Origin of the sequence: Rhizobium sp. R693 (assembly GCF_002211315.1) — a bacterium.
Lineage (GTDB): Bacteria > Pseudomonadota > Alphaproteobacteria > Rhizobiales > Rhizobiaceae > Rhizobium.
The window spans coordinates 15,904-41,119 of sequence record NZ_LOKY01000034.1; the positions used below are offsets into that span (position 1 = coordinate 15,904).

The window sequence follows — 25,216 nt, forward strand, 5'->3', positions numbered from 1 at the left end:
CACGCTAGAGAAGCGAGTAGGCCGCAGAGGCGAGCGCAGCGAGGCCGAAGAGTATCAGCAGGTAGCTTGTTCCCCGCACGACCTTTGCTGTGAAATCCCTTGGCAATTTGTCCCTGGCAAAGCTAACCGTACCGCTCAAAAAGAACCACCAGGCCAGCGACCCGCTGAAAACACCACCGACGATGACAGCCGAGCTGAATCGTCGTGTCTCCTCTGTCAACCCGAAACCGGCAAACAGCGCGCCGAAGGAGAGAATGGTGGCGGGATTAGAGACCGTCAGCAAGAACGTTGCAAGCGTTGTGCCCATCAGACCCGCCGCCCTCACATTTGCCGCCCGGACCGGATCGTGCGTGAGCCCACGATAGCCCAGCGCGAGGAGCAATATGCCTCCACCAATCGCCAGAGGCAGCGTTGCTGCCGACATGGTCTGCTCGAAGACCGCGATGCCGGTTACAGCTACCAGCGCATAACTGGCATCACCGAGCGCAGTTCCGAGGCCACAGGAAAAACCGGCGGAAAAGCCGCGCTCCAGGGTACGTTTGATACAGAGCATTCCAATCGGCCCCAGTGGCGCGGTGATGATGACACCCAGCAGAGCGCCCTTCGCAAACAGCAGTAGCATTGTTCAGTCGGTTCCTTTCCGTAGGAGACAATCCTGCGGACTTTTCGAAAGAGAGCCCTTAGAGCGCCATCGCGATGAGGTAGAATAAAAAAGGCCACCGAAACCGGCAGCCTCATCGATAATTCGACGATTGTGACAATCAGTGCGCGGGAACGACAGCGTTGCCCTGAGCGGCGAGCGCCGCGAGATCCGCCGGCTTCAGCTCGACGGATTCGCCACAGCCGCAGGCAGACGTCTGGTTCGGATTGGTAAAGGTAAAACCGGACCGCAACGTCGTGCTCTCGAAGCCCATTTCCGTGCCGAGGAGGTAGAGCACGGCTGATGGTTCGACCCAGACCTTGGCGCCATCGCGCTCGATCAGATCGTCCTTAGCATTCGGATCGGTCACGAGGTCGATGGTATACTCCATCCCCGCGCAGCCACCCTTCTTGATCCCGACGCGAATGCCCTTGGCCTCCGGCCCAGAGTTTTCGACGATAGCCTTCACGCGGTTCGCGGCGGCTTCCGTCATGCTCATGATTGCAAAGCCCATCGGCCTCTTCTCCTTCCGCGCACGGATTAAAGGTCCGGCGTTTCACGATTCAAATGTAGTGCCAGCAGCTTAACCGATCAATACCAACCGGACCGCATGATCTGATCCGAAAAGTCTGCGACTCTTCGGATCATGCTCAATACCAACCGACGGCGACCTGCGCCTCTTCCGACATGCGGTCCGGCGTCCACGGCGGATCGAAGGTCATTTCCACCTCGACGCCGGACACGCCCTCGACCGCGCCGACGGCATTCTCGACCCAGCCCGGCATCTCGCCGGCGACCGGGCAGCCCGGCGCCGTCAGCGTCATCATGATCTTCACCATGCGGTCGTCTTCAATATCGATCTTGTAGACCAGCCCGAGCTCGAAGATGTCGGCCGGAATTTCAGGATCATAGACTGTCTTGAGCGCCGAGATCACATCGTCGCTGAGACGCGCCAGTTCATCGGCCGGAATGCTGGAATGCACGATGCCTTCGCGCACGTCGATCTTCTGTTCGCTTTCGTCCAGGCTCATATGGACACTCCTTAGGCAAAGAACTTGCGCGCATATTCCAGCGCATCGGCCAAGGCATCGACCTCGGCCCGTGTATTATACATCCCGAAGGACGCGCGGCACGTGGAGGTGACACCGAAGCGTTTCAAGAGGGGCATGGCGCAATGGGTGCCTGCGCGAACCGCAACGCCCTGACGGTCGATCACCATCGACACGTCATGCGCGTGCAGACCGGCCAACTCGAAGGAGAAGATACCGCCCTTGCCCGGCGCCGTGCCGAACACTCGCAACGAATTGACCGCTTGCAATCGCTCTGCGGCATAGGCAGCGAGATCTGCCTCATGGCGGGCGATCGCCTCGCGGCCAACCTTCTCCATGTAATCGAGCGCATAGCCGAGCCCGATCGCTTGGACGATCGGTGGCGTCCCGGCTTCAAAGCGATGCGGCGGATCGTTGTAGGTCACGGCATCCTCCGTCACCTCGAAGATCATCTCACCGCCGCCCTGGAAGGGCCGCATCTCGCGGAGCCGCTCCTTTTTGCCATAGAGCACGCCGATGCCCGACGGCCCATAGAGCTTGTGGCCGGTCATCACGTACCAGTCGCAATCGATGTCCTGCACGTCAACAGGCATGTGGACGGCGCCCTGCGAACCATCGACCAGTACAGGAATGCCGCGCTCATGCGCGATACGGCAGATTTCCTTGACCGGAACCACTGTGCCAAGCGCATTCGACATATGCGTGATGGCGACGAGCTTCGTCCGTTCCGTCAGGCTCTTCTCGAAATCCTCGATGTGGAAAGCGCCCTCGTCGTCGACGGGTACCCAGACCAGCTTGGCGCCCTGCCTCTCGCGGATGAAATGCCACGGCACGATGTTGGAGTGATGCTCCATTATCGAGATGACGATCTCATCGCCCTCGCCGAGCTTTGGCATGCCCCAGCCGTAGGCGACGGTGTTGATCGCTTCGGTCGAGGACTTCGTGAAGATGATGTCGTTGACATCAGGCGCATTCAGGAAGCGCCTGACCTTCTCGCGCGCGCCCTCATAGGCATCGGTTGCTGCATTCGAGAGGAAATGCAGACCACGGTGAACGTTCGCATACTCGTTCGAATAGGCGTACGAAATCGCATCAATCACCGCCTGCGGCTTCTGAGCGGAGGCGCCGTTGTCGAGATAGACCAGCGGCTTGCCATAGACTTCCCGCGCAAGGATCGGGAAATCCTTGCGAATGGCTTCGACGTCGTATGCTGTGGCCGGAACTATCTTGTCCATGACGCTATCCGATCAGGCGTGCTTCTCGAGCCAGGCCGAGATGACGCCTTCCAGCGATTCGACCAGGGCTTCGTCTTCAAGTTCTTCGACGATCTCGGCAACGAAGGCGTTGACGAGCATAGCGCGTGCCTTCGCCCGGGGAATGCCGCGCGCCATCATGTAGTACAGATGATTGTCGTCGATGTCCGCAACGGTGGCGCCGTGACCGCACTGAACGTCGTCAGCGAAGATCTCAAGTTCCGGCTTTACCGAAAATTCGGCGTCGTCAGACATCAGCAGAGTGTTGCACGCCATCTTCGCGTCGGTCTTCTGCGCGTCAGGCGCAACGCGGATCATGCCCTGGAAGACCCCCTTCGCGCGGTCGAAGACGACGTTGCGGATCACTTCGGTGGAACCGGTATGCGGGACGTTATGGCCGAGCATCATCGTCACGTCGGTATGCGTCTCAGCACCAAGCAGATTGATGCCACGCAGCGTCAGATCGGCGCCCTCGCCCGTCACCTTGATGTGCAGTTCCTGGCGAACCAGCTTGCCGCCAGCATTGATGACGAAAAGCTTCAGCTTGGCATCGGCGCCAAGATCAACGCGGATCTGGCCGAGGTGCGTATCGTCTGCACCCTGCTGCTGGATGATGATCCAGGTAAGCTCCGTGCCCTCTCCGACCGTGATGTCGCTGACATGCGACACAAAAGCCGCATCCGACGTCACTCCGAGGTGACGTTCGATGACAGTTGCCTTGACGTTGGCGCCGAAGTTGACGGGCAGGCGAGTATGCGTCTGGCCGCCAGCGTGAACGAACTGGATCTCAAGCGGCGCCTCAAGATCGGTTTCGGGCGCTACGTCAATGACATAGCCATCGCGAACGAAGCTGCCATTGATGCGGCCGATTGCGTCGTCGTTGCCGAGTGCGCCGAGGCTGGTGGCAGCTGTGCCGTTCGAGAGCAGAGCCGCGTAGTCGGAGATATCGAGGCCATCGACCGAAGCCCTGAGATCGGGAACGCCCTGAATAACCGACAGAACCGAGGACTCTTCGACCAGCGGGTCGCGTGCTTCGGAGCCGGCGTCGCCAGCCTGGTCCGGAATGGCGCGCAGCAGGGTCTTGAGATCGGTATAGTGCCAGGCCTCGATGCGGCGCGTCGGCAAACCCGCCTTCTTCAGGTCGTCAAGCAGCCTGTCCCGGATGGCGATGACCGAACCGTCGCCCGGCAGTTCGCCGATCTGGTTGTTGAAAGCCTCGATGAGCGCCGCTTCCGCGGCGGTCTGGCGGCTCGTCGTCTGCATGTTCATGAGACTCGTCCTTTCCGCCTCGATCAGGCTGCCGCCCCGATGATGTCGGCGTAGCCATTGGCTTCCAACTCGTGCGCTAGCGTCTTGTCGCCCGACTTGATCACCTGCCCCTTGTAGAGAACGTGAACGGTATCCGGAACGATGTAGTCGAGCAGGCGCTGGTAGTGCGTGATGACGACGACAGCGCGATCCGGCGAACGCAGCGCGTTGACGCCATCGGCAACGATCTTGAGAGCATCGATGTCGAGACCGGAGTCGGTTTCGTCGAGTACGCAAAGCTGCGGCTGCAGCAGTGCCATCTGCAGGATTTCGGCGCGCTTTTTCTCACCGCCGGAGAAGCCGACATTCAGCGGGCGCTTCAGCATTTCGGTATTGATCTGGAGCTTGCCGGCTGCGTCCTTGACGAGGCGCATGAAGTCAGGCGTCTTCAGCTCCTCTTCGCCCCGCGCCTTGCGCTGCTCGTTCATCGCAACCTTCAGGAACTGCATCGTGGCAACGCCCGGAATTTCGACCGGATACTGGAAAGCCAGGAAGATGCCCTTGGCAGCGCGCTCGGCGGCGTCGAGTTCCAGGATGCTCTCGCCGTTGTAAAGGATGTCACCTTCGGTGACTTCATAGTCTTCGCGGCCCGACAGGACGTAGGAGAGCGTCGACTTGCCGGAGCCGTTCGGGCCCATGATGGCGGCGACTTCGCCAGCCTTCACGGTGAGGTTCAGGCCGCGGATGATCTCGGTGCCGTCTTCGGCGATGCGGGCGTGCAGGTTCTTAATTTCAAGCATGGTTTTGTCCCATAAAAAGCAATCGGAGAAAGGCGCGATCCACGCGCCCTCGCGCATTCATGTCATGTTGCGTCAGCCGACGCTGCCTTCGAGCGAGATGCTGATAAGCTTCTGCGCCTCGACGGCGAATTCCATCGGCAGCTCCTGCAGGACTTCCTTGACGAAGCCGTTGACGATCAGGGCGATCGCCGCTTCCTCCGGAATGCCGCGCTGCAGGCAGTAGAAGAGCTGGTCTTCCGAGATCTTCGAGGTGGTTGCCTCGTGTTCGAACTGCGCCGTGGAGTTCTTTGCCTCGATATACGGAACTGTATGGGCGCCGCACTTGTCGCCGATCAGCAGCGAATCGCACTGCGTGAAGTTGCGCGCGTTGCTCGCCTTCCTGTGCGCCGATACCTGGCCGCGATAGGTGTTCTGCGAAACGCCGGCCGCAATACCCTTGGAGATGATGCGGCTCGAGGTGTTCTTGCCGAGATGGATCATCTTGGTACCGCTATCGACCTGCTGATGACCGTTCGAGACGGCGATCGAATAGAACTCGCCGCGGCTATCGTCGCCGCGCAGGATGCAGGACGGATACTTCCAGGTGATCGCGGAGCCGGTTTCGACCTGCGTCCAGGAGATCTTCGAGCGGTCGCCACGGCAATCGCCGCGCTTGGTGACGAAGTTGTAGATACCACCCTTGCCCTGGGCATCGCCCGGATACCAGTTCTGAACCGTCGAGTACTTGATCTCCGCATCATCGAGCGCAACGAGCTCAACGACGGCGGCATGCAACTGATTTTCGTCGCGCTGCGGCGCGGTGCAACCTTCGAGGTAAGACACGTATGCACCTTCCTCAGCGATGATCAGCGTGCGCTCGAACTGGCCGGTGTTTTTTTCGTTGATGCGGAAGTAGGTGGACAGCTCCATCGGGCAACGAACGCCCTTCGGGACGAACACAAACGAGCCATCGGTGAAGACGGCGGAGTTGAGGGTCGCATAATAGTTGTCGGACGTGGGAACGACGGAACCGAGGTACTTCCGCACCAGTTCCGGGTGCTCGCGGATGGCTTCCGAGATCGACATGAAGATCACGCCGGCTTTCTTCAGCTCTTCCTTGAAGGTCGTAACGACGGAGACGGAGTCAAAAACGGCATCGACCGCGATCTTCGGCTTCTCGACACCCGCCAGGATTTCCTGCTCCTTTAGCGGAATGCCAAGCTTTTCGTAGACCTTGAGGATCTCCGGATCGACCTCATCAAGCGACTTCGGACCAGGCGTGCTTTTCGGCGCGGCGTAGTAGTAGATGTCGTTGAAATCGATCTTCGGATAATCGACGCGCGCCCAGGTCGGTTCTTCGAGTGTCAGCCAGCGCTTGTAGGCCTCAAGCCGCCATTCGAGCATCCATTCCGGCTCCTGCTTCTTGGCGGAGATGAAACGGATGATGTCTTCGGACAGGCCCTTGGGCGCCTTGTCCATTTCGATGATGGTCTCGAAACCGTATTTGTACTGATCAACGTCAATCTGGCGGACGCGATCAACCGTTTCCTGGACGGCGGGCATGTCATTCTCCAATCTCGCCGGAGAAAAGGTCCGGCAGCTTGTCGTTCGGGCGGTATCGTTTGCCCCGTATGTAGGTGGCCAAAAGGGACTTTTCAGCCCGAATGGCAAGCGGAAAATTGCGTTTCCGCAAATTTATGAAGCGGTCACGCCGCCTCCCCGGCCGGCTTGCGCCGAGCGGATATTTTCGCAAAGACGGAAATCGCCTTGTCGATCTCTTCTTCGGTCGTGGCAAAGCCCAACGAAATGCGCAAAGCACCGAGCTTGGGATCACGCCCCATGGCAACGAGAACATGGCTCTCGCCGACCTTGCCGGACGAGCACGCAGACCCTGCAGAGAGCGCGACACCTTCGAGATCGAAGGCGATCTGGCCAGTTTCGGCCTTCAGCCCCGGAAGCGTGAAGAAAGTCGTGTTCGAAACGCGTTGGCCCTCGGAGCCGTAGATGACGACGTCGGGCGCCGCGCCGCGCATTCCGGTTTCCAGTCGATCGCGCAGCGCCGAAATGGCCTCGGTGCGCGTCTCAAGTTCCGCGACAGCAGCCTCGGCCGCAGCACCGAAACCGATCACCGCAAGCGAATTCTCTGTCCCCGAACGGTGACCTTTCTCCTGCCCACCGCCATGGATCAGCGGCCGTGGCATCAACACTTCGCCGCGCGTGACAAGCGCACCCGCACCTTTCGGACCGCCGATCTTGTGCGCTGACACGATCATGAAATCGGCGCCGAGTGCGTTGATATCCAATTTCAAGCGCCCTGCCGCCTGCACGGCATCGACAACGAGCAGACCGCCATAGGCCTGTACGATCTTCGCGACTTCGGCCATTGGCTGAACAATGCCGGTCTCGTTGTTAACAAGCATGACCGCGATCATCGGCAATCCGGTCGACTTGTCGTGAGCCGCAAGCAGGGTGCCAAGCGCATCAAGATCGACAACGCCAGCCTCGGTAACCGGAATCTCTGTCGTCTGTTCCTTCGGGAACCGGCCTCCTTCGCGCACCGCGGGATGCTCGACCGCCGAATAGTAAAGCCGGCTGACTGTAAGCGGCGTCCGACCCATCTTGAAATCTGGCGTCAGCACCGTGTTGGCTGCTTCCGTGGCGCCACTGGTAAAGATCACATGCGCGGGATCAGCACCCGCAAGCGCCGCCACCTGCCGACGTGCCTGCTCGATTGCAGCTCGCACAGCGCGGCCTTCGCCATGCACCGAGTTCGGGTTGCCGAACAGGTCCATCGCGCGCAGAACCGCGTGGCGCGCATGCGGATGCAGCGGCGAAGTCGCGTTCCAATCGAGATAAAGGCGTGGCGGCGCCATGATCTTTCGTCCTGCGCTAAATCCTTGCTAGGCGGCTCGGCTCATTTTCCTTGAAATTTCGGCCGCGCTTGCCTTATGACACATCCACAATGCGTGGAGCGCCATGCAAGTTTCGAATTGTTCTAAACTGCGTTTTAGAAAAGCTGACAACATTCGTCAAGTCTGCGCAGCGCGAACGCGAAGAAATAAAACGCCGGAGTACCGATGCCCGAAGTCATTTTCAACGGCCCCGCAGGCCGCCTTGAAGGCCGCTACCAGCCCTCCAAGGAAAAGAGCGCGCCGATTGCCCTCATTCTGCACCCGCACCCCCAGTTCGGCGGCACGATGAACAACCAGATCGTCTACCAGCTCTTCTACATGTTCCAGAAGCGCGGGTTCACGACATTGCGCTTCAACTTCCGGGGAATCGGTCGCAGCCAGGGTGAGTTCGATCACGGCGCGGGCGAGCTTTCGGACGCAGCGTCCGCGCTCGACTGGGTTCAGAGCCTGCATCCTGATTCGAAGACTTGCTGGGTTGCCGGCTATTCCTTCGGCTCGTGGATCGGCATGCAGCTCCTGATGCGCCGCCCGGAGATCGAAGGTTTCATGTCGATCGCGCCGCAGCCGAACACCTATGACTTCTCCTTCCTCGCGCCCTGCCCGTCTTCCGGCCTGATCATCAACGGCGAAGCCGACAAGGTCGCGCCCGAGAAGGACGTCAACGGCCTCGTCGAGAAGCTGAAGACGCAGAAGGGTATCCTGATCACGCACCGCACGGTGCCGGGCGCCAACCACTTCTTTAACGGCCAGGTCGAGACCTTGATGAGCGAATGCGAGGATTACCTCGATCGCCGCCTGAATGGCGAACTGGTGCCGGAGCCGGCCGCCAAGCGCATCCGCTAGGCCGACCGCATCCCGGCGGTCAGTTCGAACGTCGGGTAGGACAATCCGTCAATGGTGATCGGCATGCGGCTTCGCATGCCGATTTTCGTTAGGACATGCTGTGATGCGGTATTGTCCGGATGCGTGAAAGCGATGAACTGCGGCGCGAAGTTCCGTCCGAAAAACCAGTCCGCCAGCCCGTTCACAATCTCCGTAGCATAGCCCTGGCCCCATTCGCGGTGCCGAAGTGAGTAACCGAGCTCGAAATCCTGCCGGTCACCGCCGAACAGTGAGAAACCCGCGCGGCCGATGAAGCGACCATCCTCACGACTGAGGATTTTGTATTTCGTTGTTCCGTCCCGCGCCTGCTCGCCAAACCAGTTGCGCAGCCGCTCCTCAGCCTTCTCTCGCGACCATGGCGCCGCACCAGAGAGATATCGCGTCGTCTCGATCGTCGAGTGAAGCTCCTGGATCAAGCCAGCGTCGTCGGGTTCCCACATAACTGCGACCAGGCGCCGCGTCTCCAGAATCACCTGTCGCATCACGGCTTCACCACGACACCGCCGCTGACCGGAGCGCGCACACCGGTCGTGCCGGGAAACGTCAATGGCAAGCCGTCCAACGACCTCACCGCGAGGTAGGCCCAGGCTTCAGCCTCCATTGAATCGCCATTGAATCCCGCCAGTTCTGCGGTTATCACCTCGGCGCCCTGGCGATGGGCGATATCTTTCAAATCCTGCATCAGCACGCGATTGAGCCGACCACCACCGCAGACGACATAAAGGGTCGGCGTCACCGGCAAGTGACCGGCGGACTTGATGATCGAGGCGGCCGCGACATGGGCGAGCGTGCGAGCGCCATCGGCAAGCTCTGCGTCTGCACCCGATGGCGGCGGAAAGTCGTTGCGGTCGAGCGATCGCCGCTTCTCCCCGGTAAAGAACGGGCTGTTCAAGTAGCGATCTGCCAGTTCCGCGATGATCCGCCCCTCCGAGGCGATCATGCCCCCCTGATCGAACGGTACACCCGCATGGGTCTCGACCCACTGGTCGATCAGTGTATTGCCTGGCCCGCTATCATAGCCGACGAGCACGCCGTCTGCGCCGATATAGGTCAGGTTGGAGATCCCACCGATATTGACGAAACAGACTGGCAAGGTCGCATCAGGCACGTTGGCGGCGAGCGCTGCATGATAGATAGGTACCAGCGGTGCGCCCTGGCCGCCGTGAACCATGTCGTTGGCGCGGAGGTCGTACGCGACCGGTATCCCTGTCTCCTGAGCCAGGAGCGCCCCATCGCCGATCTGGACGGTCAGTGCCTCATCCGGCCGGTGCAGCACTGTCTGCCCATGAAAGCCGATGACGTCTATCGTGGCCGCGTCGATCGCGTTCGCGGCGAGAAATTCCCTAACGGCAATTGCATGACGTAACGTCAGTTCGCGCTCGATCGACGCCAGATCGTCCGGCCGTTGCGCACGTTGCGTAATGGCCTTTGCCTGTTCCAGCGCGAGCTTCAATCGATCGCGGAAGGTTGGCTCATAGGGAACTCCGAGAAAGGGCCCGCGCTCGACGACGGCGCGGCCGTCGGTACGCAGCAGCGCCACATCGATGCCATCCATCGATGTTCCGCTCATCAAGCCGATCGCGGTCCTGATCTTCTCCATTGCCCCTCGCTGGAAGATTTCTGCAAAATGGTGACTGTTCGGCAAAACAGTGCTAAACGCGCCGCGTCACTTCAACAATAGACAATCCGAAAATCCGCACCTGAGAGCAAAAGGTCATGTCCGAGTTCAAATCCGATTTCCTCCGCACGCTGAAAGAGCGCGGCTTCATTCATCAGATCTCTGATGAATCCGGCCTCGACGAACTCTTCGCCAAGGAAACGGTAACGGCCTATATCGGCTTCGACCCGACTGCGCCGAGCCTGCATGCGGGTTCGCTGATCCAGATCATGATGCTACATTGGATGCAGGCGACCGGCCATCGCGCCATATCGCTGATGGGTGGCGGCACCGGCATGGTCGGTGACCCTTCGTTCAAGGACGAAGCACGCCAGTTGATGACGATTGACACCATCGAGAGCAACATTGCTTCGATCAAGCGGGTCTTCTCCAATTACCTGACCTACGGCGAAGGCCCTAAGGATGCGTTGATGATCAACAACGCCGAGTGGCTCCGTTCGATCAACTACCTGGAGTTTTTGCGGGACGTCGGCCGGCATTTCTCAGTCAACCGGATGTTGTCCTTCGACAGCGTCAAAACGCGGCTTGACCGCGAGCAGTCGCTGTCGTTCCTCGAATTCAACTACATGATCCTGCAGGCCTACGACTTCGTCGAGCTTGCCAAGCGCTATGATTGCCGTCTGCAGATGGGTGGTTCGGACCAGTGGGGCAATATCGTCAACGGCATCGACCTCGGTCACCGTATGGGGACGAAACAGCTCTACGCGCTGACCTCGCCGCTGCTGACGACCGCTTCTGGTGCCAAGATGGGCAAGTCTGCGACCGGCGCTGTCTGGCTCAACTCGGATATGCTGTCTGCCTACGACTTCTGGCAGTACTGGCGCAATACGGAAGACGCCGACGTCTCGCGCTTCTTGAAGCTCTACACAACGCTGCCGATGGACGAAGTTGCACGCCTCTCGGCGCTTGCCGGTTCCGAGATCAATGAAGTCAAGAAGATACTGGCGACGGAGGTCACGGCGATCCTGCATGGCCGCGCGGCCGCCGAACAGGCAGCCGAAACCGCCCGCAAGACCTTTGAGGAAGGCGGTCTTGCCGAGAACCTTCCGTCGGTCGACGTCCCGGCTGCCGAGCTTGACGGCGGCATTGGCCTTCTGTCGCTGATCGTCCGCGCCGGCCTGGCAGCCTCGAACGGCGAGGCACGCCGTCACGTTCAGGGCGGTGCCGTGCGCATCAACGACCAGGCTGTCAGCGACGAGCGCAAGATCGTTGGCAGCGGGGAGATCACTGCCGATGGCGTCATCAAGCTCTCGCTCGGCAAGAAGAAGCACATCCTGATCCGTCGCGCTGCCTAAGCGCGGTCGAGATCTCAAGCAGAAAGCCGGCCTCGCGCCGGCTTTCTTGTGCCTATTGAAACTCGAAAATGTTCCGGAAGACACCGGGCGCGATGATCGACAACGGATTGATGATCATGTCGGGCGATTCCAATTTTCCTGTCAGCTTGAACGTGATGCCGATCAGGCCGCGGTCCGTGCCATTGCCGAGGATGATGCCGATCAGAGGCAATTCGGCAAAGAGCCGATTCAGGCCGTAGGCAGGCATGAAGGTGCCCGTCATGTCCATATTGCCGCGTTGGTCGCGCAGCATGCCTTGGAACACCGCGCCGACCTGATCGCCACGCACGACGCCGTTCTCGATGCTGATCACGCCGTTCCTCGAAACGATCCGCGCAAAGCCGCGCTGGAAGCGTTGTGCCGAGGTGTCGATGTTCCGCTTGACCGCAGAATTCAGGCTTCGTTGCTCCTGACCGACCGGCGTCGAAACGATCGAGTGCAGACGCTGCTCGTTGACGAGAGAGAAGCGCCTGATGTCGATCGAGCCATCCCAATTGTCACCCGCCCCGAGGCGAATCTGTAGGTTGAGCAGGCCGCTCATCATGTGCCGATAGAGATCGGCAAAGCGCGAGACGGAGCCCGCGTCGCCGCTGGTGACATTAATGACGCCATTGCTCTTCGTCTGGGCTACGAACGCCTCGCCGCTGTCGGTGACGCCGGTAAAATTCAGCGACTGCAGCCTGCCGTCCGCAGACACGTAAAGCATGTCGACATTTCGCATCTTCTCGTCATTGAAACCGACGATGCGACCGAGCTTGGCTCGGACGGATACGCTGCCATTGCGATCGGGATTGTCGCCTCCGCCGCCAGACTTCAGTCTGGCGATGATCGGGCGAGCATCGGCGCTATTGCCTGACACAGAGAGATCAAGCCCTCCTTTGCCGCGCTTCACCGACACGGCAAAGTCGTCCAGCGAAGACAGTTTGACACTGTCGAAATCCGCCTTCACAAGGCTGCCCTTGCCGATGACAAGCGAGCCGTTTGCTCCGAATCCATCCCCCTTGAGGACGAAATTCTTCAACTCCGTGTTGTCGGCTGGGCCTGAGGATTCGAACGTGGCGGTCGCGCCGATGCCGCTACCTTTTGACCAGCCGATCCATGGGAGAGACAGCCGGGCCCTTCCAAGGTCGACGGTGACCGCCTGCCGGTCCTTATCGATACGGTTGAGCTCGACGTCTATGCTCCCATCGATGATATCGTTGAGACCGGGCAACACCTTTTCCCGCTGGTCGTTGTTGAGGGTAGCGGTGATGGTCTGCTGCGGTTGAACGTCGGAAGATTTATCCGTTGGCTCGACAAGCTCGATACCGGCAGGAATGCCGTCGATCAGGCCCTTTCCGTCGAGGGTTACCTGCTTAGGATCCGCGTTCAGCACCCCGTCGAGATCAGTGATCTTACGGCCGGACATCGGCTTGGCGACATCGAGATCCTGTAGCTGTAGCACCGCTTTCCATTCGGCCGGCGGGGGATTCTGCGACGAGATCAGCCCGAGCCGGGCCTGCACTTTTGCCGACACCTTGCCTTTGAAATCTTCGGGCACAAAGCCCGCGCGCTGTAATACTTGGATGGGCTTATAGGTCAGCAATTCGCCGACCGCGTCCGCCGCGCCGGAGATGGGAAGATCGAGTTCGGCCATGAGCGGCTTCTCGTAAGTCGACGGCAGGACAAAGGTCCCCTCGCCGACGGTCACCGATCGTCCCGAGGGAAAGAACGCCGTTCCTCCCTTGATCGAAATTGTCGCGCGCGGACCACTCAGATCAAAGTGGGCATCCGTATCGCGGATCGGCGGGATATCGCCGGCCACGTTCATCCGTGTATCGGCGATGTCGAACGCAATGCGGATCTGGTTCGCATCGAGTTTCAGACCCTTGCCAACGGCTTCGTCCAGGCGTCCAAACGGAATGAAGACAGAGATCGATGCGTCGGTAACTGTCCCCCCGAAGAGGTTGTGTTGAACCCACTCGCGGCCCTTCGACGCCATCCAGAACGGCCACAGCTGCTTGACTGCCGTCGTTTGCAGCTGCTCCGACTGACCGGCAAAGCTGATCTCGGGTGAAACATCGCCGAAGCGGACATGCAGTGAGCCGAAGAGGCCGCCAGCCGGGCTCGAAACCCGCATATTCTCGAATTGCAACTCACGACCGGCAACGAGGTATCGGCCGGTTGCCTGGATATCGAAAGCGAGCGGTTGCTCGCCTGACGCAACTGGCGCTGCCGTACCGCCGCTGACAAGCAGGTCGATTCCGAAGCCCTTTCCGGCTGAGGCATCGATCTTGTCCAGATCGATAAGCGCACCGGTAACCGGTACGGAGGTTGCGCCGAACTGAACGCGGGATTTCGCGATCTCGAGCGTTTGCTTGGAAAAATCATAAGCAAGGTTGATGCGACCGCCGCTCAACTCCTGCTCGTCGCCATCCATATAAAAGTGCCCCGGCTTCAGCTCGATTGAGGCACCGAGCGCAGGTGACGCTTGGTCGCCCGTACGAACCGCAGAGATCGCCAAGTCACCAAAGCCGTCGATGCCTTGCCGGATTTGACCCTGGACGTTCCGCTTGAGTGTGAACGGCCCCAGGTCGACGCCGACCACCTGCCCTGTCAACTTCGAAGTGCGTCCTTCGGCACTTTCCGTGACGACGCCGAATGTTGCCGGCTTACCATTAATCGCGACCTCGCCATCCAGCGCCAGCGCGCCCTGGCGTGTCCTCGAGAAGGCCAGACTGTCAACGACGATGGAAAGCGGACCGTTTGCCGTATCGGCCAGCTTGATGTCGATGCCCGAGAGCTTCACCGACCGCGTTCCCCCACGCTCCACGAAGCTGTCGATCATGTCGAGCTGGGCAAATGCAGCGCCCATCGCAGCCGGGATTTCGTCGATCCTGACATCATCAAGCTTGAGCGGTTTCCCTGACGGCAGCAGGGCTGTATCGAGCGCGATATCTTCCGCCTCGATCTGCGCAATCGCTATGCGACCGCGAAAGAGTTGCAGCGGATCGAGCGCTATGCGCATAGCATGCGTCGTCGAAAGGTGCTGGCCGCTCTCTTCATCGATCATGTTGACGTCGCGCGCCTCGAGGGCAAGACGCATATTCGATGTGAAGCGGATGACCGTAGAACCGACCTCGGCCCGATAGCGCGGCCCGATGGCTGAGTTGAGCGCAGCCTGCGCCTGCCGCGACAGCGGCGCGTCAAACATGCCGCTTTCCACTGTGAAGACAATTGCTGCGAGCACGAACAGAATGACGGCAACGCAGCCGCCCGTAGCACCGGCAGTTCTGCGCATCCGCGAACGCGTTGGCGGGCAGCTGACGATGATGGGATCTTCGGCCTGCGCCGAGGGAAGCTCATGCAGTGCGACGATATCTTTCTTGCGGAATGTAATTTTCTCGCCGCGGATCGCCGACATGCGCCTCGCCTAACGCCTCAATTTGTGGTCTGGACCAGACTGGCTGGACGATTATTCGTTCAGTATATATCTGGCAAATCACCTGTTATCCATAAACTCGGCAAAAGAAAGGTCTCTCCATGGCGGATATCAGCATCGGCACCGCGGCGCCCGACTTCGATCTTCCGCGTGACGGTGGAGGCCGCGTCTCGCTTGGTGATTTCCGCGGCAAACCATTGGTAATTTTCTTCTATCCCAAGGATGACACATCGGGCTGCACGGCGGAATCACTTGCTTTCACGGCGCTGGCCGATGAGTTCGAGAAGGCTGGTGCCGCCGTCATCGGTATGTCTCCTGATTCCGTGAAATGCCATGATCGCTTCATCAAGAAGCACAACCTTTCGGTCGTCTTGGCGTCAGATGAAGAGAAGACGACGCTCGCGGCCTACGGCGTGTGGAAGCAGAAGAGCATGTATGGCCGCAATTTCATGGGCGTGGAGCGCACGACTTTTCTCGTGCGCGAGGACGGGACAATCGGAACGATCTGGCAGAAGGTGAAGGTGCCCGGCCACGCTGAAATCGTGCTAGCCGCACTGCAGAACTTGTCTCGATGACGCCTCGGTCCAACATCACATCCTTGCGTGGTGGAGCGATCGCTGCGATCCGCGCGACAGATCTCGATGAGAAGACCACGCTTGCCCAGGAAACCGCCACACGTTGGTTCGGTCGTACGCTATCACTGCGTTCGCCGCTCGACGCGCCGCTGCCCGAGAGGCCAGGCCGTCCGGACAAGCCAGACCTGATACCACCGACGCAGGTCGAAAAACGCTCCCTGCATACCGTCAAGGGACGCATCGCACTGCTGCATGCGATCGCGCACATCGAGCTGAACGCAGTCGACCTGGCGCTTGATATCGTTGCGCGATTCGCCACCGAACCTGTCCCTAATTCCTTCTTCGATGGATGGATGCAGGTTGCCTTCGAGGAAGCGAAGCATTTCCGTATGGTGCGCGCCCGCCTGAATGACCTCGACGCGGACTATGGTGACCTGCCCGCCCACGACGGCTTGTGGCAGGCGGCACACTCGACGAGGAATGACCTGACGGCCCGCCTTGCCGTCGTCCCACTCATCCTCGAGGCGCGTGGGCTCGACGTCACGCCATCGCTACAGGCCAAGATGCGCGAAACCGGCGATCTGGAGAGCGCGGCCGTGCTCGATGTCATTTACAACGACGAGAAAGGTCACGTTGCGATCGGCGCCAAATGGTTCCGCTTCCTCTGTGCGCGCGAAAGGCGTGATCCCGCACGGGCATTCCACGAACTGGTGCGTGCCAATTTTCGTGGTCCGTTGAAGCCTCCCTTCAACGACATCGCACGGGCCGAAGCGGGCCTGACGCCGTCCTTCTACCGGTCGCTGACATCGACCAGTAACGCCTGATCTCATAGCGGCAGGCATGCTGACCTAATTAAATATTAACCATAATCGTGCGTAATTAAGGCAATTGAGGCATTGGCCGTCAATTGGGAGAGTCTCCGTGACGCATGCACACCACAGCCGCGTATTCGGTCAGAAAAAACAAGAGCATATACTGATCCTGGCGAGCGGCGATCGGGTTCGCCACCTGACGATCCGGCCATGGATGGCGGCAGTCGCCTTCTGTTTCGTCGGAGTCTTTGCAATCGGCTATCTCCTGGCGACTTCCTATCTCGTGCTGCGCGACGATCTGATCGGCGCCACGATGGCCAGGCAGGCACGCATGCAGCATGACTATGAAGACCGAATCGCCGCTCTGCGTGCCCAGGTGGACCGCGTCACCTCGCGTCAATTGCTCGATCAGCAAGTTGTCGAAGACAAGGTCGACAAACTCATGGAGCAGCAACTGGCGCTCAACTCGCGCCATGGCAAGCTGGGCTCCCTGCTCGACCGCGCCGAAAATTCCGGTCTCGGCGGCAAAGCGACCACACCGCTCCAATCCTATGCACCCGAAGCAAATGACAAGCATGCCTCGCTTTCCGGCGCCGACGGGCCGGCTGAAGCGACGCCTGATAACGCTACGTTGGCCGACGTGCCGGCAAAGGAGACTGTTGGCGATCGCGCGGACCGTGTTTTCTCCAAGGTGACGCTGTCTCTCAAGGACGTCGAGCAGACGCAACGCAGCCGCATCGCACAACTGACGAGCGATGCCGGTGGCGCGGCCAATGCCATATCGAAGGTCCTGACGCGGTTCCGAATTCCTGTACCGGTCGAGCTCATGAAGCAGGAGGACAGCGCAGTCGGCGGCCCTTACATCGAGCCCGAAAGCGCGGATGATTTCGATACCTCGATCTCGCAGCTCGACGATGCCTTGACCCGACTGGAGACCGTACGGAGCACAGCGGAATCGCTGCCGTTCCAGAACCCGGCTGTCGGCAAGGAGATCACCAGCTCGTTCGGGAACAGGCGCGATCCATTCCTCGGGCGCCTGGCGCTGCACTCTGGTATCGACTTTCGCTTTGCGCCCGGCGAGAAGGTTCGCCCGACAGCACCCGGCAAGGTGATCGCGGCCGGCTGGACCGGCGGCTACGGCAACATGGTCGAAGTGGATCATGGCAACGGCATTTCCACGCGCTACGGCCATATGTCGGAAATTCTGGTGAAACTTGGCGACAAGGTTGACCGCAATGATGTGGTTGGTCTTGCGGGCAGCACCGGCCGGTCCACCGGTACGCATCTCCACTACGAGGTCCGCCAAGATGGTCGTGCCGTCGACCCCATTTACTTCATGAATGCGGGCTTGAAGCTTGCGAGTTACATACAGTAAATACGCGCGCTAACCACGTCTTTACCTCTGCACTGGCTGCAAGGCCTGTATTCCTTGACTTAAGGACAGTTTCGGCTTATGTCGCGCTGCATTGCGGCACGCAATCACGCCGACTCAATCAGAGTACGGCCGAACCGGAACGGAAACAGTTTTCCCTTTGACGACATTTGCTGATCTTGGCTTGAGCCAAAAAGTGCTTTCCGCTGTGACAGACGCGGGCTACACGACGCCAACTCCAATCCAGGCTGGCGCGATTCCTTTTGCGCTTGAACGTCGCGACATTTGCGGGATTGCGCAGACGGGAACCGGCAAGACCGCGTCCTTCGTTCTGCCGATGCTTTCGCTGCTGGAGAAGGGGCGCGCCCGCGCCCGTATGCCACGCACCCTCATTCTTGAACCGACCCGCGAGTTGGCTGCGCAGGTCGCGGAGAACTTTGAAAAGTACGGCAAGAATCACCGGTTGAATGTCGCACTGCTGATTGGCGGCGTTTCCTTTGAAGATCAGGATCGCAAGCTTGAGCGCGGCGCCGACGTATTGATCTGCACACCTGGCCGCCTACTCGACCACTTCGAGCGCGGCAAGCTCCTGATGAGCGCTGTCGAAATCTTCGTCATCGACGAAGCCGACCGCATGCTCGACATGGGTTTCATCCCGGATATCGAACGGATCGCAAAGCTTATTCCGTTTACCCGTCAGACGCTCTTTTTCTCGGCGACTATGCCGCCTGAGATCCAGAAGCTCGCCGATCGCTTCCTGCAGAATCCGGAACGTGTCGAAGTCGCTAAGCCGGCATCGACGGCGAAGACCGTAACGCAGCGCTTCGTTGCCTCGCATGGCAAGGACTACGAGAAGCGTGCCGTTCTGCGTGACCTTATCAAGGCGCAGACCGATTTGAAGAACGCGATCATCTTCTGCAACCGCAAGAAGGACGTATCCGATCTCTTCCGTTCTCTGGACCGCCATGGCTTTTCCGCCGGCGCTCTGCACGGTGACATGGATCAGCGTTCGCGCATGACCATGCTGCAGAACTTCAAGGACGGCAACCTCCAGCTTCTCGTGGCTTCCGATGTCGCCGCTCGCGGTCTTGACATTCCCGACGTCAGCCACGTTTTCAACTTCGATGTTCCAATCCATTCCGAGGATTATGTTCATCGCATCGGCCGTACCGGCCGCGCAGGCCGTTCCGGCGCTGCATTCACTATCGTCACCCGCCACGACCAGAAGCACGCCGACGCAATCGAAAAGCTGATCGGCGAGAAGGTCGAGTGGTTGAACGGCGACCTTTCCGCCTTGCCCCCTGCCGAACCTAGCCGTGACGACGATCGCTCGCGTCGCAAGGGTCGAGACAAGGACCGCGGCCGCGGCAAGGGCCGTGGAGGTCATAAATCTGATATCGCCGTCGCAGATAATGACGTCGAGACGATGGAAACAGCAGCACCAGCAAAGGTCGAGAGCGTGAAGCAAGAGCGCAAAGCAGAACAACAGAAGCCGCAGCACAACACGCGCGCCGCTCGTCCCTATCCGGCAAATGATGACAATCGCGATCGCCGCCGCTACCGGGACCACGACGACGGCCCGACGCCGGTCGGCTTCGGCGATGAAATTCCCGCCTTCATGTTGATCACAGCCAACGCCAAGATCTAACGAGCCATGGGCGCGCCGGGTATCGATTTTCCGGGCGTTGGTGTTGGCCTGGTGATTTTGCGTGACCGCAAGATCCTGCTTTATAAGCGTATCCGCGCGCCCGAGGCCGGCCACTGGAGCATCGTGGGCGGCAAGGTCGATCACATGGAGCCGGCCGAGCAGGCGGCGCGTCGTGAAGCGGAAGAAGAGACCGGCCTATCGATTGGCCGCGTCAATCTCCTCGGTCCCGCGGAAGTCATTAGCAAGGCGGATGAACAGCACTGGGTCTCCCTGCTCTATCTTGCGTCAGAATTCGACGGCGAACCGAAGCTCACTGAGCCGGAAAAGCTCTCTGACTTCGGTTGGTTCAGCCGTTCCGACCTCCCGCAGCCTCTCTCCGCATTCGCGGCGGCCGCGATGGCCAGGCTGAAAGCCGACGAACTTCTCTAGGCTTCATTCCGCCCGGAGCGCTGCCTCATAGGCAAGCCGTACCCACCGCGCCATAACGTCGGGGTCATCATAGGCATCGTCCGGGATCGACCAATATGGCATCTTCACCGGGTTTCCCTTCTTGCCTTCATACGCCCATTGCGTCGCCCCCGCCGCGGCAAATTCGGGCGCGCTCTGCTCATCGGCTTTCAGCAACATCTCACCGCGCACCTCGACCGCAACGATCCGCCCCATATGGTAGATTCCCTTGCCGCCGAACATCCGTTTGATAATGACGGGCCCAAGCCCCTGAAACATTTCTTCGATCGCTGCCGCATCCATCCCTCAACCCTTCAAAATACCACCCGCCGCGACGACGGCCTCCGGCGTGTCCACATCCAGATGTGCCGCATCGCCGATGTCGATGTCTACCACAGGCACGCCTGAGGTTTCGATGATATGCCGCGCCCCAACGTCACCTTCCAGCCTCACGACCTCATCGAATAGCGACTTCGGGATGATTACGGGATTGCCCCGCTTGCCGCGGGACACGGCACGGATGATCGACTGGCCGCTCGATTGCCCGAACGCTGCGATCAGTGCATCGAGATCGCCACTGGAAACGCCCGGCATATCGGCCAACATCACCAGGATTCCATCCGCCTCCTGCGCCTGCTCAACGGAAAATCCAGTGGCGAGCGACGAGGCCATGCCAGAGGCATAGTCCGGATTGTGAATTGTCGTCGCTTTCAGCCCGGACAGTGCTGCTTCGATGTCGTTCTTGCGATGCCCGGTCACGACGATGACCGACGACGACCGACTGCCGATCGCGGTCATCACCGATCGCCGAATAAGCGGCACACCGTCAAACTCTGCGAGCAGCTTGTGTGGACCGCCCTCGCCCATCCGGCTGGCCTTGCCTGCGGCGAGAAGGACGGTCGCAACATTGCCGGCGGGGACAAAGCGCGCCTCCGCTTCACGAATGCTTGGCCGCGTCTGAATTTCCATCAGAAGACCTCCCACGCCCATCCCGCTGATGTCGATTGCGCTTGGCTGTTCACCGGCTAGGACCCGATCGAGTACCCAGTCGAAGCCATTCTCTTTCGGGCTGCGCGCGCATCCCGGCGCCCCAATCACGGGAATGTCGCCGATGTGTCCGAGAACGAGGAGGTTACCCGGATCCACAGGCATGCCGACCTGCACCACTTCGCCGCCTGCCTGTCGGATCGCCTCGGGGATCACATCCTCGTCGTCGATGACGGCGGACGCGCCGAAAAGGATGAGCAGTTTTGGCGCCTCGTCGGGCGCGCTCGCAACCTCTCGCAGTGCCTTTGCAACCGGCTCCGCCCGATGAGCAACCCGGGTTTCCCTCACGAGATGACTGCCTGATGCAATCAGCCGGCGGGAAAGCACGCGGGCGGTCTTATCCATCACCGCTGGCTTCAGCGATGGCAGCTCAGTTGCGATCAGAGAGACCGATCGGCTGGCAAAGGGCTTCACCTCGAACGCGGATGTGACCCGCAGAACCTCGCACGCAATGTCGAGTTTTGCGCCAGAAACGGCGAGCGGAATGATCTTGAATGTTGCAACCATATCGCCCTTCCGAACGGGCACATGGTCGTTCAAGCAGGCAAGCGTTATGGCGGGGTCGATCCTGTTCAGCCGGTCAACGGTGCCGCGACTTGCGACAAACAGACCGTCAACGGTCGAATACACGTTCACCCGCCCGGTGGAGGCCTCCGAGAAGCGCAGGTGGTCGGGCGCGACGGCCTGCGCAAGTCGTTTCGCCGCCTCGTCCTCGCCGATGTCGCCCGACTCCATGCGCGCCGCGATCACATGCTCTATGCCTTCGCCGCGCAGCCTCACGATATCACTGGCGTCGATCCTGTGACCTTTTGGCAAGCTGCCGCCTGCAAGTTTGACCGCATGCGCGAGAATCACGCCGTCGGCGACATCGAGGGAAAACGAACCGAATTTCATTTCTTGTCACCAATCGGCGATATGGCCCGTGTCCGCAGCGTCTGGACGATCTCGGCGAGAATGGCGACCGCGATTTCGGCGGGGCTCGCCGCGCCGATATGCAGCCCGATCGGCGCGCTGATCCTGCCAAGTGCCGCCTCGTCCACGCGATCGGCGCGCAGCCGTTCCAGTCGCGCCGCATGCGTCTTGCGGCTCCCGAGGGCACCGACGTAGAAACAGCCGATCCGCAATGCCTCGGCAATCGGGAAATCGTCGATCTTCGGGTCATGCGTCACTGCGACGAGCGCGGTATAGGCGTCCAGCGGACGATCCTTGAGGACATCAACCGGCCAATCCGCAGTCAGGTCGATGCCGAGGAACCGTTCTGGCGTGGCGAAAGCCGTTCGCGGATCGATGATCCGCACATCGAAGCCGGCGAGAGATGCCATCTGCGCGAGGACCTGACTGATGTGAACGGCGCCGATGATCACGATATGGGCCGGCGGCAAATGCACGTTCAGAAAATAGCGATGTCCCTCGATGTCGATTGCCGTCGATTTGCCGGAGCGCAAGGCAGCCTCGACGGCATCCTGTAGCGAAGGCTCTACGGAATCTCCCTCGATGACGACGCTGTCGCTACCGCTCTCGAGATCGGTCAGCAGTATGGCAGCCCGGCGAGCCCGGCGAGCGTCATTGAGCCGCGCAAGATTTGCGGCGTCCATCAATCGAGCCTTTCAACATAAACGCGAATGCGGCCACCACAGGAAAGGCCGACCCGCCATGCGGTTTCATCGGCCACGCCAAATTCGAGCATCTTTGCTTTGCCGTCGGCGATCACGTCCAAAGCCTCGGCAATAACGGAACCCTCGACGCAACCGCCCGATACAGATCCCTCAAAATTCCCATCCCGGTCGATCACCAGATGGCTCCCCGCCGGACGTGGCGCCGATCCCCACGTTTCGATCACCGTGGCAATAGCAACGTCCCGCCCGCCCTTTCGCCAGGCTTCCGCCATCATCAGTGGATCAAGGTCAAAGGATGTCCCTGTCATGCGATGCCTTTCAAGGTTTCAAGATACCGGCGCGGATCGTACGTGGTCGATCTGGTCGCGCCGAGTGCCTCCGCGAGATCGCTCAAGGATGATAGATTGTGAACCGGTCGGAATTCGTCAACATGCGGAAGCATCGCCCGCACGCCACGCGCCCGCGGCTCGAAGCCATCGAAGCGCAGCAGTGGATTGAGCCAGATGAGACGCCGGCAGGAGCGATGCAGCCTGTCCATCTCGGCCGCGAGCAGATCCGTTCCCTCGCGCTCCAGCCCATCGGTGATAAGCAGCACGATCGGGCCTTGCCCGAGTACCCGCCGAGCCCACAGCCGATTGAACTCCTTTAGTGTTTCCCCGATCCGAGTTCCTCCGGACCAATCCTTTACGGCCGCCGCGCATTCATCCATCGCTTGATCGGGATCCTTGTGTCGCATCTGGCGGGTGACATTCGTGAGGCGTGTCCCGAATAGGAAGGTATGAACCCGCCGGCGCTTCTCCGTCAGCACATGGAGAAAGTGGAGAAAGATGCGCGTGTACTGGCTCATGGAGCCGGAGATGTCGGCAAGAACCACCAAGGGCGGCTGGACCTCGCGGATCTCACGATATCGCGGAAGAATGAGCCCTGCCCCGCTGCGCAGTGCCGCCCGCATGGTCGCACGCGGATCGACACGCGTGTGGACATGCGATGGCCGAAAGCGCCGAGTGGGCACCTTATCCAGTGGCAGTTGCAGCTTCGTGAGCGCTTTCTTGGCGGCGGCAATCTCCGTCGCTGACATTTGCGCAAAGTCCATCCGCCGGAAAACCTCGTTGCCCGACATGGTGAAGCGCGCGTCGATCTCGATGTCGGGCTCGTCGCGTGGCGGCTTGTTGTCTCGACGTTCGCCGAGCAAGGCGTCGGCGGCGCGGGTTTCGCCGGGCTTTGCTTTCTCCTTCGCGCGAGTGTCTGGCGCCCGTGGTGACATCATCGCAATCATCTTCTCGACAAGATCGCGTGAGCGCCAGAAAAGGCGAAACGCCTCGTCGAAGACCGGTTTGTCTTCGCGCCGCTTAACGAAGACGGACGAGAGTGCTGCGTGAAATTCCTCGCGCGACCCCATGCCGATTGCCTCTACCGCTTCGATGGCATCAACGATCGCCGCCGGCCCGATCTTCATGCCGGCCTTCCGCAATGCTCTGGCAAAGAAGACGATGTTGTCGGCAAATCGACCGTCGCCGACCGGAGGGGGCGGAACGACGATCCCATCCTGTCCGCTTGTCGGATCCATCCGTTATCCTGCCGCCTGCAGTTCGTTCTTTATGTCGTCCAAGACTTTCGCGCCGTCGCTGCCTTGAATGCGCGCGATATCGTCCTGGTATTTGAGCAGCGTTCCGATCGTATCGGAGATCGTTTCCGGATCGAGCGCCAGGCGGTCGAGTTCCGTTAGCGCCGTCGCCCAGTCAATCGTCTCGGCAACGCCGGGGTTTTTGAAAAGATCCAATGTCCGAAGCTTCTGCACATAGGCAACGATCTGCGCGGACAACGCGGCATTGCAACCCGGCACCTTTCGGCGAATGATCTCCAGCTCCTGCTGCGCATCGGGATAATCGACCCAATGGTAGAGGCAACGCCTCTTTAGAGCGTCGTGGACCTCGCGCGTCCGGTTCGTGGTGATGATCACGATCGGCGGTTCGGCGGCGCGGATGGTGCCAAGCTCGGGGATCGTCACCTGAAAGTCGGAAAGAACCTCCAACAGAAAGGCCTCGAACGCCTCATCGGTACGATCGAGCTCATCGATAAGGAACACAGGTGCCCGACCATCGGCACTGGATAAAGCCTGCAGCACGGGCCGGCGGATCAGGTATCTCTCGGAGAAGATGTCGGATTCTATTCTGTCCCGGTCCGTCAGGCCGGACGCTTCGGCCAACCGGATTTCCAGCATCTGTGCTGGATAGTTCCATTCGTAGACAGCCGATGAGATATCTAGCCCTTCGTAGCATTGCAGGCGGATCAGCGGTCGCCCCAAAGCCTTCGACAGAACTTTGGCAATCTCCGTCTTCCCGACGCCCGCCTCCCCTTCAAGAAAGAGAGGCCGCTTCATCTTTACGGCCAGGAAAAGCACCGTTCCAAGCGCCCGCCCCGCCAAATAGTCCTGATCGCCCAGCATCGCGATCGTCTCGTCGATCGACGATGGCAGCGGTGGATGCGCTTGATCCCGCATGTT

At 60.2% G+C, this 25,216-nt stretch carries 24 protein-coding genes; 7 read left to right on the forward strand and 17 right to left on the reverse strand.

Annotated features, from left to right (window positions below; all coding sequences use genetic code 11):
* Positions 1 to 4 precede the first annotated feature (4 nt).
* From ATY79_RS20805 to ATY79_RS20840, 8 genes are all read right to left on the reverse strand, one after another.
* On the reverse strand, positions 5 to 622 hold the full coding sequence (locus ATY79_RS20805; RefSeq protein WP_088704776.1) for a LysE family transporter: 618 nt from the start codon (positions 620 to 622) through the stop codon (positions 5 to 7).
* A 139-nt stretch (positions 623 to 761) separates the two neighbouring features.
* Positions 762 to 1,154: a Fe-S cluster assembly scaffold SufA gene (gene sufA, locus ATY79_RS20810; RefSeq protein ID WP_088694217.1), complete on the reverse strand. Its 393-nt coding sequence runs from the start codon at positions 1,152 to 1,154 to the stop codon at positions 762 to 764.
* 136 nt (positions 1,155 to 1,290) lie between these two features.
* Positions 1,291 to 1,671, reverse strand: coding sequence for an SUF system Fe-S cluster assembly protein (locus ATY79_RS20815; RefSeq protein ID WP_018854912.1), 381 nt, complete (start codon positions 1,669 to 1,671; stop codon positions 1,291 to 1,293).
* 11 nt (positions 1,672 to 1,682) lie between these two features.
* Positions 1,683 to 2,924, reverse strand: a complete 1,242-nt coding sequence (locus ATY79_RS20820; protein ID WP_088694218.1) for a cysteine desulfurase — start codon at positions 2,922 to 2,924, stop codon at positions 1,683 to 1,685.
* Positions 2,925 to 2,936: 12 nt separating this feature from the next.
* Positions 2,937 to 4,211 (reverse strand): Fe-S cluster assembly protein SufD, encoded by a 1,275-nt coding sequence (gene sufD / locus ATY79_RS20825; protein WP_088704777.1) that lies wholly within the window; start codon positions 4,209 to 4,211, stop codon positions 2,937 to 2,939.
* 23 nt (positions 4,212 to 4,234) lie between these two features.
* The gene (gene sufC / locus ATY79_RS20830; RefSeq protein ID WP_088694461.1) at positions 4,235 to 4,990 is read right to left on the reverse strand and encodes a Fe-S cluster assembly ATPase SufC; all 756 of its coding nucleotides are present in this window, start codon (positions 4,988 to 4,990) and stop codon (positions 4,235 to 4,237) included.
* Positions 4,991 to 5,062: 72 nt separating this feature from the next.
* The gene (gene sufB / locus ATY79_RS20835) at positions 5,063 to 6,532 is read right to left on the reverse strand and encodes a Fe-S cluster assembly protein SufB (RefSeq protein WP_088694220.1); all 1,470 of its coding nucleotides are present in this window, start codon (positions 6,530 to 6,532) and stop codon (positions 5,063 to 5,065) included.
* Between the two features lie 143 nt (positions 6,533 to 6,675).
* Complete coding sequence (locus ATY79_RS20840; protein ID WP_088694221.1) at positions 6,676 to 7,842, reverse strand: cysteine desulfurase family protein; 1,167 nt, start codon at positions 7,840 to 7,842, stop codon at positions 6,676 to 6,678.
* 204 nt (positions 7,843 to 8,046) lie between these two features.
* Between ATY79_RS20840 and ATY79_RS20845 the strand changes: the two genes are divergently transcribed.
* On the forward strand, positions 8,047 to 8,724 hold the full coding sequence (locus ATY79_RS20845; protein WP_007789602.1) for an alpha/beta hydrolase: 678 nt from the start codon (positions 8,047 to 8,049) through the stop codon (positions 8,722 to 8,724).
* Here the strand turns inward: ATY79_RS20845 and ATY79_RS20850 are convergent.
* Positions 8,721 to 9,245 (reverse strand): GNAT family N-acetyltransferase, encoded by a 525-nt coding sequence (locus tag ATY79_RS20850; RefSeq protein ID WP_088704778.1) that lies wholly within the window; start codon positions 9,243 to 9,245, stop codon positions 8,721 to 8,723. The two genes, ATY79_RS20845 and ATY79_RS20850, sit on opposite strands and share 4 nt — an antisense overlap.
* Positions 9,245 to 10,363, reverse strand: a complete 1,119-nt coding sequence (locus ATY79_RS20855) for an anhydro-N-acetylmuramic acid kinase (RefSeq protein ID WP_088704779.1) — start codon at positions 10,361 to 10,363, stop codon at positions 9,245 to 9,247. Before ATY79_RS20855 ends, ATY79_RS20850 begins: the two co-directional genes overlap by 1 nt.
* 116 nt (positions 10,364 to 10,479) lie before the next feature.
* Here ATY79_RS20855 and tyrS point away from each other — a divergent pair, with 116 nt between their 5' ends.
* Positions 10,480 to 11,736 (forward strand): tyrosine--tRNA ligase, encoded by a 1,257-nt coding sequence (gene tyrS, locus ATY79_RS20860; protein ID WP_088694224.1) that lies wholly within the window; start codon positions 10,480 to 10,482, stop codon positions 11,734 to 11,736.
* A 52-nt stretch (positions 11,737 to 11,788) separates the two neighbouring features.
* On the opposite strand, the gene ATY79_RS20865 is transcribed toward tyrS, so the two are convergent.
* On the reverse strand, positions 11,789 to 15,178 hold the full coding sequence (locus ATY79_RS20865; protein ID WP_088704780.1) for a DUF3971 domain-containing protein: 3,390 nt from the start codon (positions 15,176 to 15,178) through the stop codon (positions 11,789 to 11,791).
* A gap of 119 nt (positions 15,179 to 15,297) precedes the next feature.
* Between ATY79_RS20865 and ATY79_RS20870 the strand changes: the two genes are divergently transcribed.
* From ATY79_RS20870 to ATY79_RS20890, 5 genes are all read left to right on the forward strand, one after another.
* Positions 15,298 to 15,771 (forward strand): peroxiredoxin, encoded by a 474-nt coding sequence (locus tag ATY79_RS20870; protein WP_088694226.1) that lies wholly within the window; start codon positions 15,298 to 15,300, stop codon positions 15,769 to 15,771.
* The gene (locus ATY79_RS20875) at positions 15,768 to 16,595 is read left to right on the forward strand and encodes a ferritin-like domain-containing protein (RefSeq protein WP_088694227.1); all 828 of its coding nucleotides are present in this window, start codon (positions 15,768 to 15,770) and stop codon (positions 16,593 to 16,595) included. The genes ATY79_RS20870 and ATY79_RS20875 overlap by 4 nt, the downstream gene beginning before the upstream one ends.
* Positions 16,596 to 16,692: 97 nt before the next feature.
* Positions 16,693 to 17,958 carry a M23 family metallopeptidase gene (locus ATY79_RS20880; RefSeq protein WP_088704781.1) on the forward strand — a complete coding sequence of 422 codons (1,266 nt, stop codon included), beginning with the start codon at positions 16,693 to 16,695 and terminating at the stop codon, positions 17,956 to 17,958.
* Between the two features lie 157 nt (positions 17,959 to 18,115).
* Positions 18,116 to 19,603 carry a DEAD/DEAH box helicase gene (locus tag ATY79_RS20885; protein WP_088694229.1) on the forward strand — a complete coding sequence of 496 codons (1,488 nt, stop codon included), beginning with the start codon at positions 18,116 to 18,118 and terminating at the stop codon, positions 19,601 to 19,603.
* A gap of 6 nt (positions 19,604 to 19,609) precedes the next feature.
* Positions 19,610 to 20,032 (forward strand): NUDIX domain-containing protein, encoded by a 423-nt coding sequence (locus tag ATY79_RS20890; RefSeq protein ID WP_088704782.1) that lies wholly within the window; start codon positions 19,610 to 19,612, stop codon positions 20,030 to 20,032.
* Between the two features lie 3 nt (positions 20,033 to 20,035).
* Here the strand turns inward: ATY79_RS20890 and ATY79_RS20895 are convergent, their stop codons facing one another.
* Genes ATY79_RS20895 through ATY79_RS20920 form a run of 6 tightly spaced genes read right to left on the reverse strand, consistent with a single transcriptional unit; the run spans position 20,036 to position 25,213 of the window.
* Complete coding sequence (locus tag ATY79_RS20895; protein WP_088704783.1) at positions 20,036 to 20,353, reverse strand: TfoX/Sxy family protein; 318 nt, start codon at positions 20,351 to 20,353, stop codon at positions 20,036 to 20,038.
* A gap of 3 nt (positions 20,354 to 20,356) precedes the next feature.
* Positions 20,357 to 21,991: a molybdopterin-binding/glycosyltransferase family 2 protein gene (locus ATY79_RS20900; RefSeq protein ID WP_088694232.1), complete on the reverse strand. Its 1,635-nt coding sequence runs from the start codon at positions 21,989 to 21,991 to the stop codon at positions 20,357 to 20,359.
* Entirely contained in the window at positions 21,988 to 22,692 is a 705-nt protein-coding gene (locus ATY79_RS20905; RefSeq protein ID WP_088694233.1) for an XdhC family protein, read from the reverse strand. Before ATY79_RS20905 ends, ATY79_RS20900 begins: the two co-directional genes overlap by 4 nt.
* Positions 22,692 to 23,021, reverse strand: coding sequence for an XdhC family protein (locus ATY79_RS20910; RefSeq protein ID WP_088694234.1), 330 nt, complete (start codon positions 23,019 to 23,021; stop codon positions 22,692 to 22,694). Before ATY79_RS20910 ends, ATY79_RS20905 begins: the two co-directional genes overlap by 1 nt.
* Complete coding sequence (locus ATY79_RS20915) at positions 23,018 to 24,280, reverse strand: VWA domain-containing protein (RefSeq protein WP_088694235.1); 1,263 nt, start codon at positions 24,278 to 24,280, stop codon at positions 23,018 to 23,020. The genes ATY79_RS20910 and ATY79_RS20915 overlap by 4 nt, the downstream gene beginning before the upstream one ends.
* Positions 24,281 to 24,283: 3 nt before the next feature.
* Positions 24,284 to 25,213, reverse strand: coding sequence for a MoxR family ATPase (locus ATY79_RS20920; RefSeq protein WP_088704784.1), 930 nt, complete (start codon positions 25,211 to 25,213; stop codon positions 24,284 to 24,286).
* Between the last annotated feature and the right edge of the window lie 3 nt (positions 25,214 to 25,216).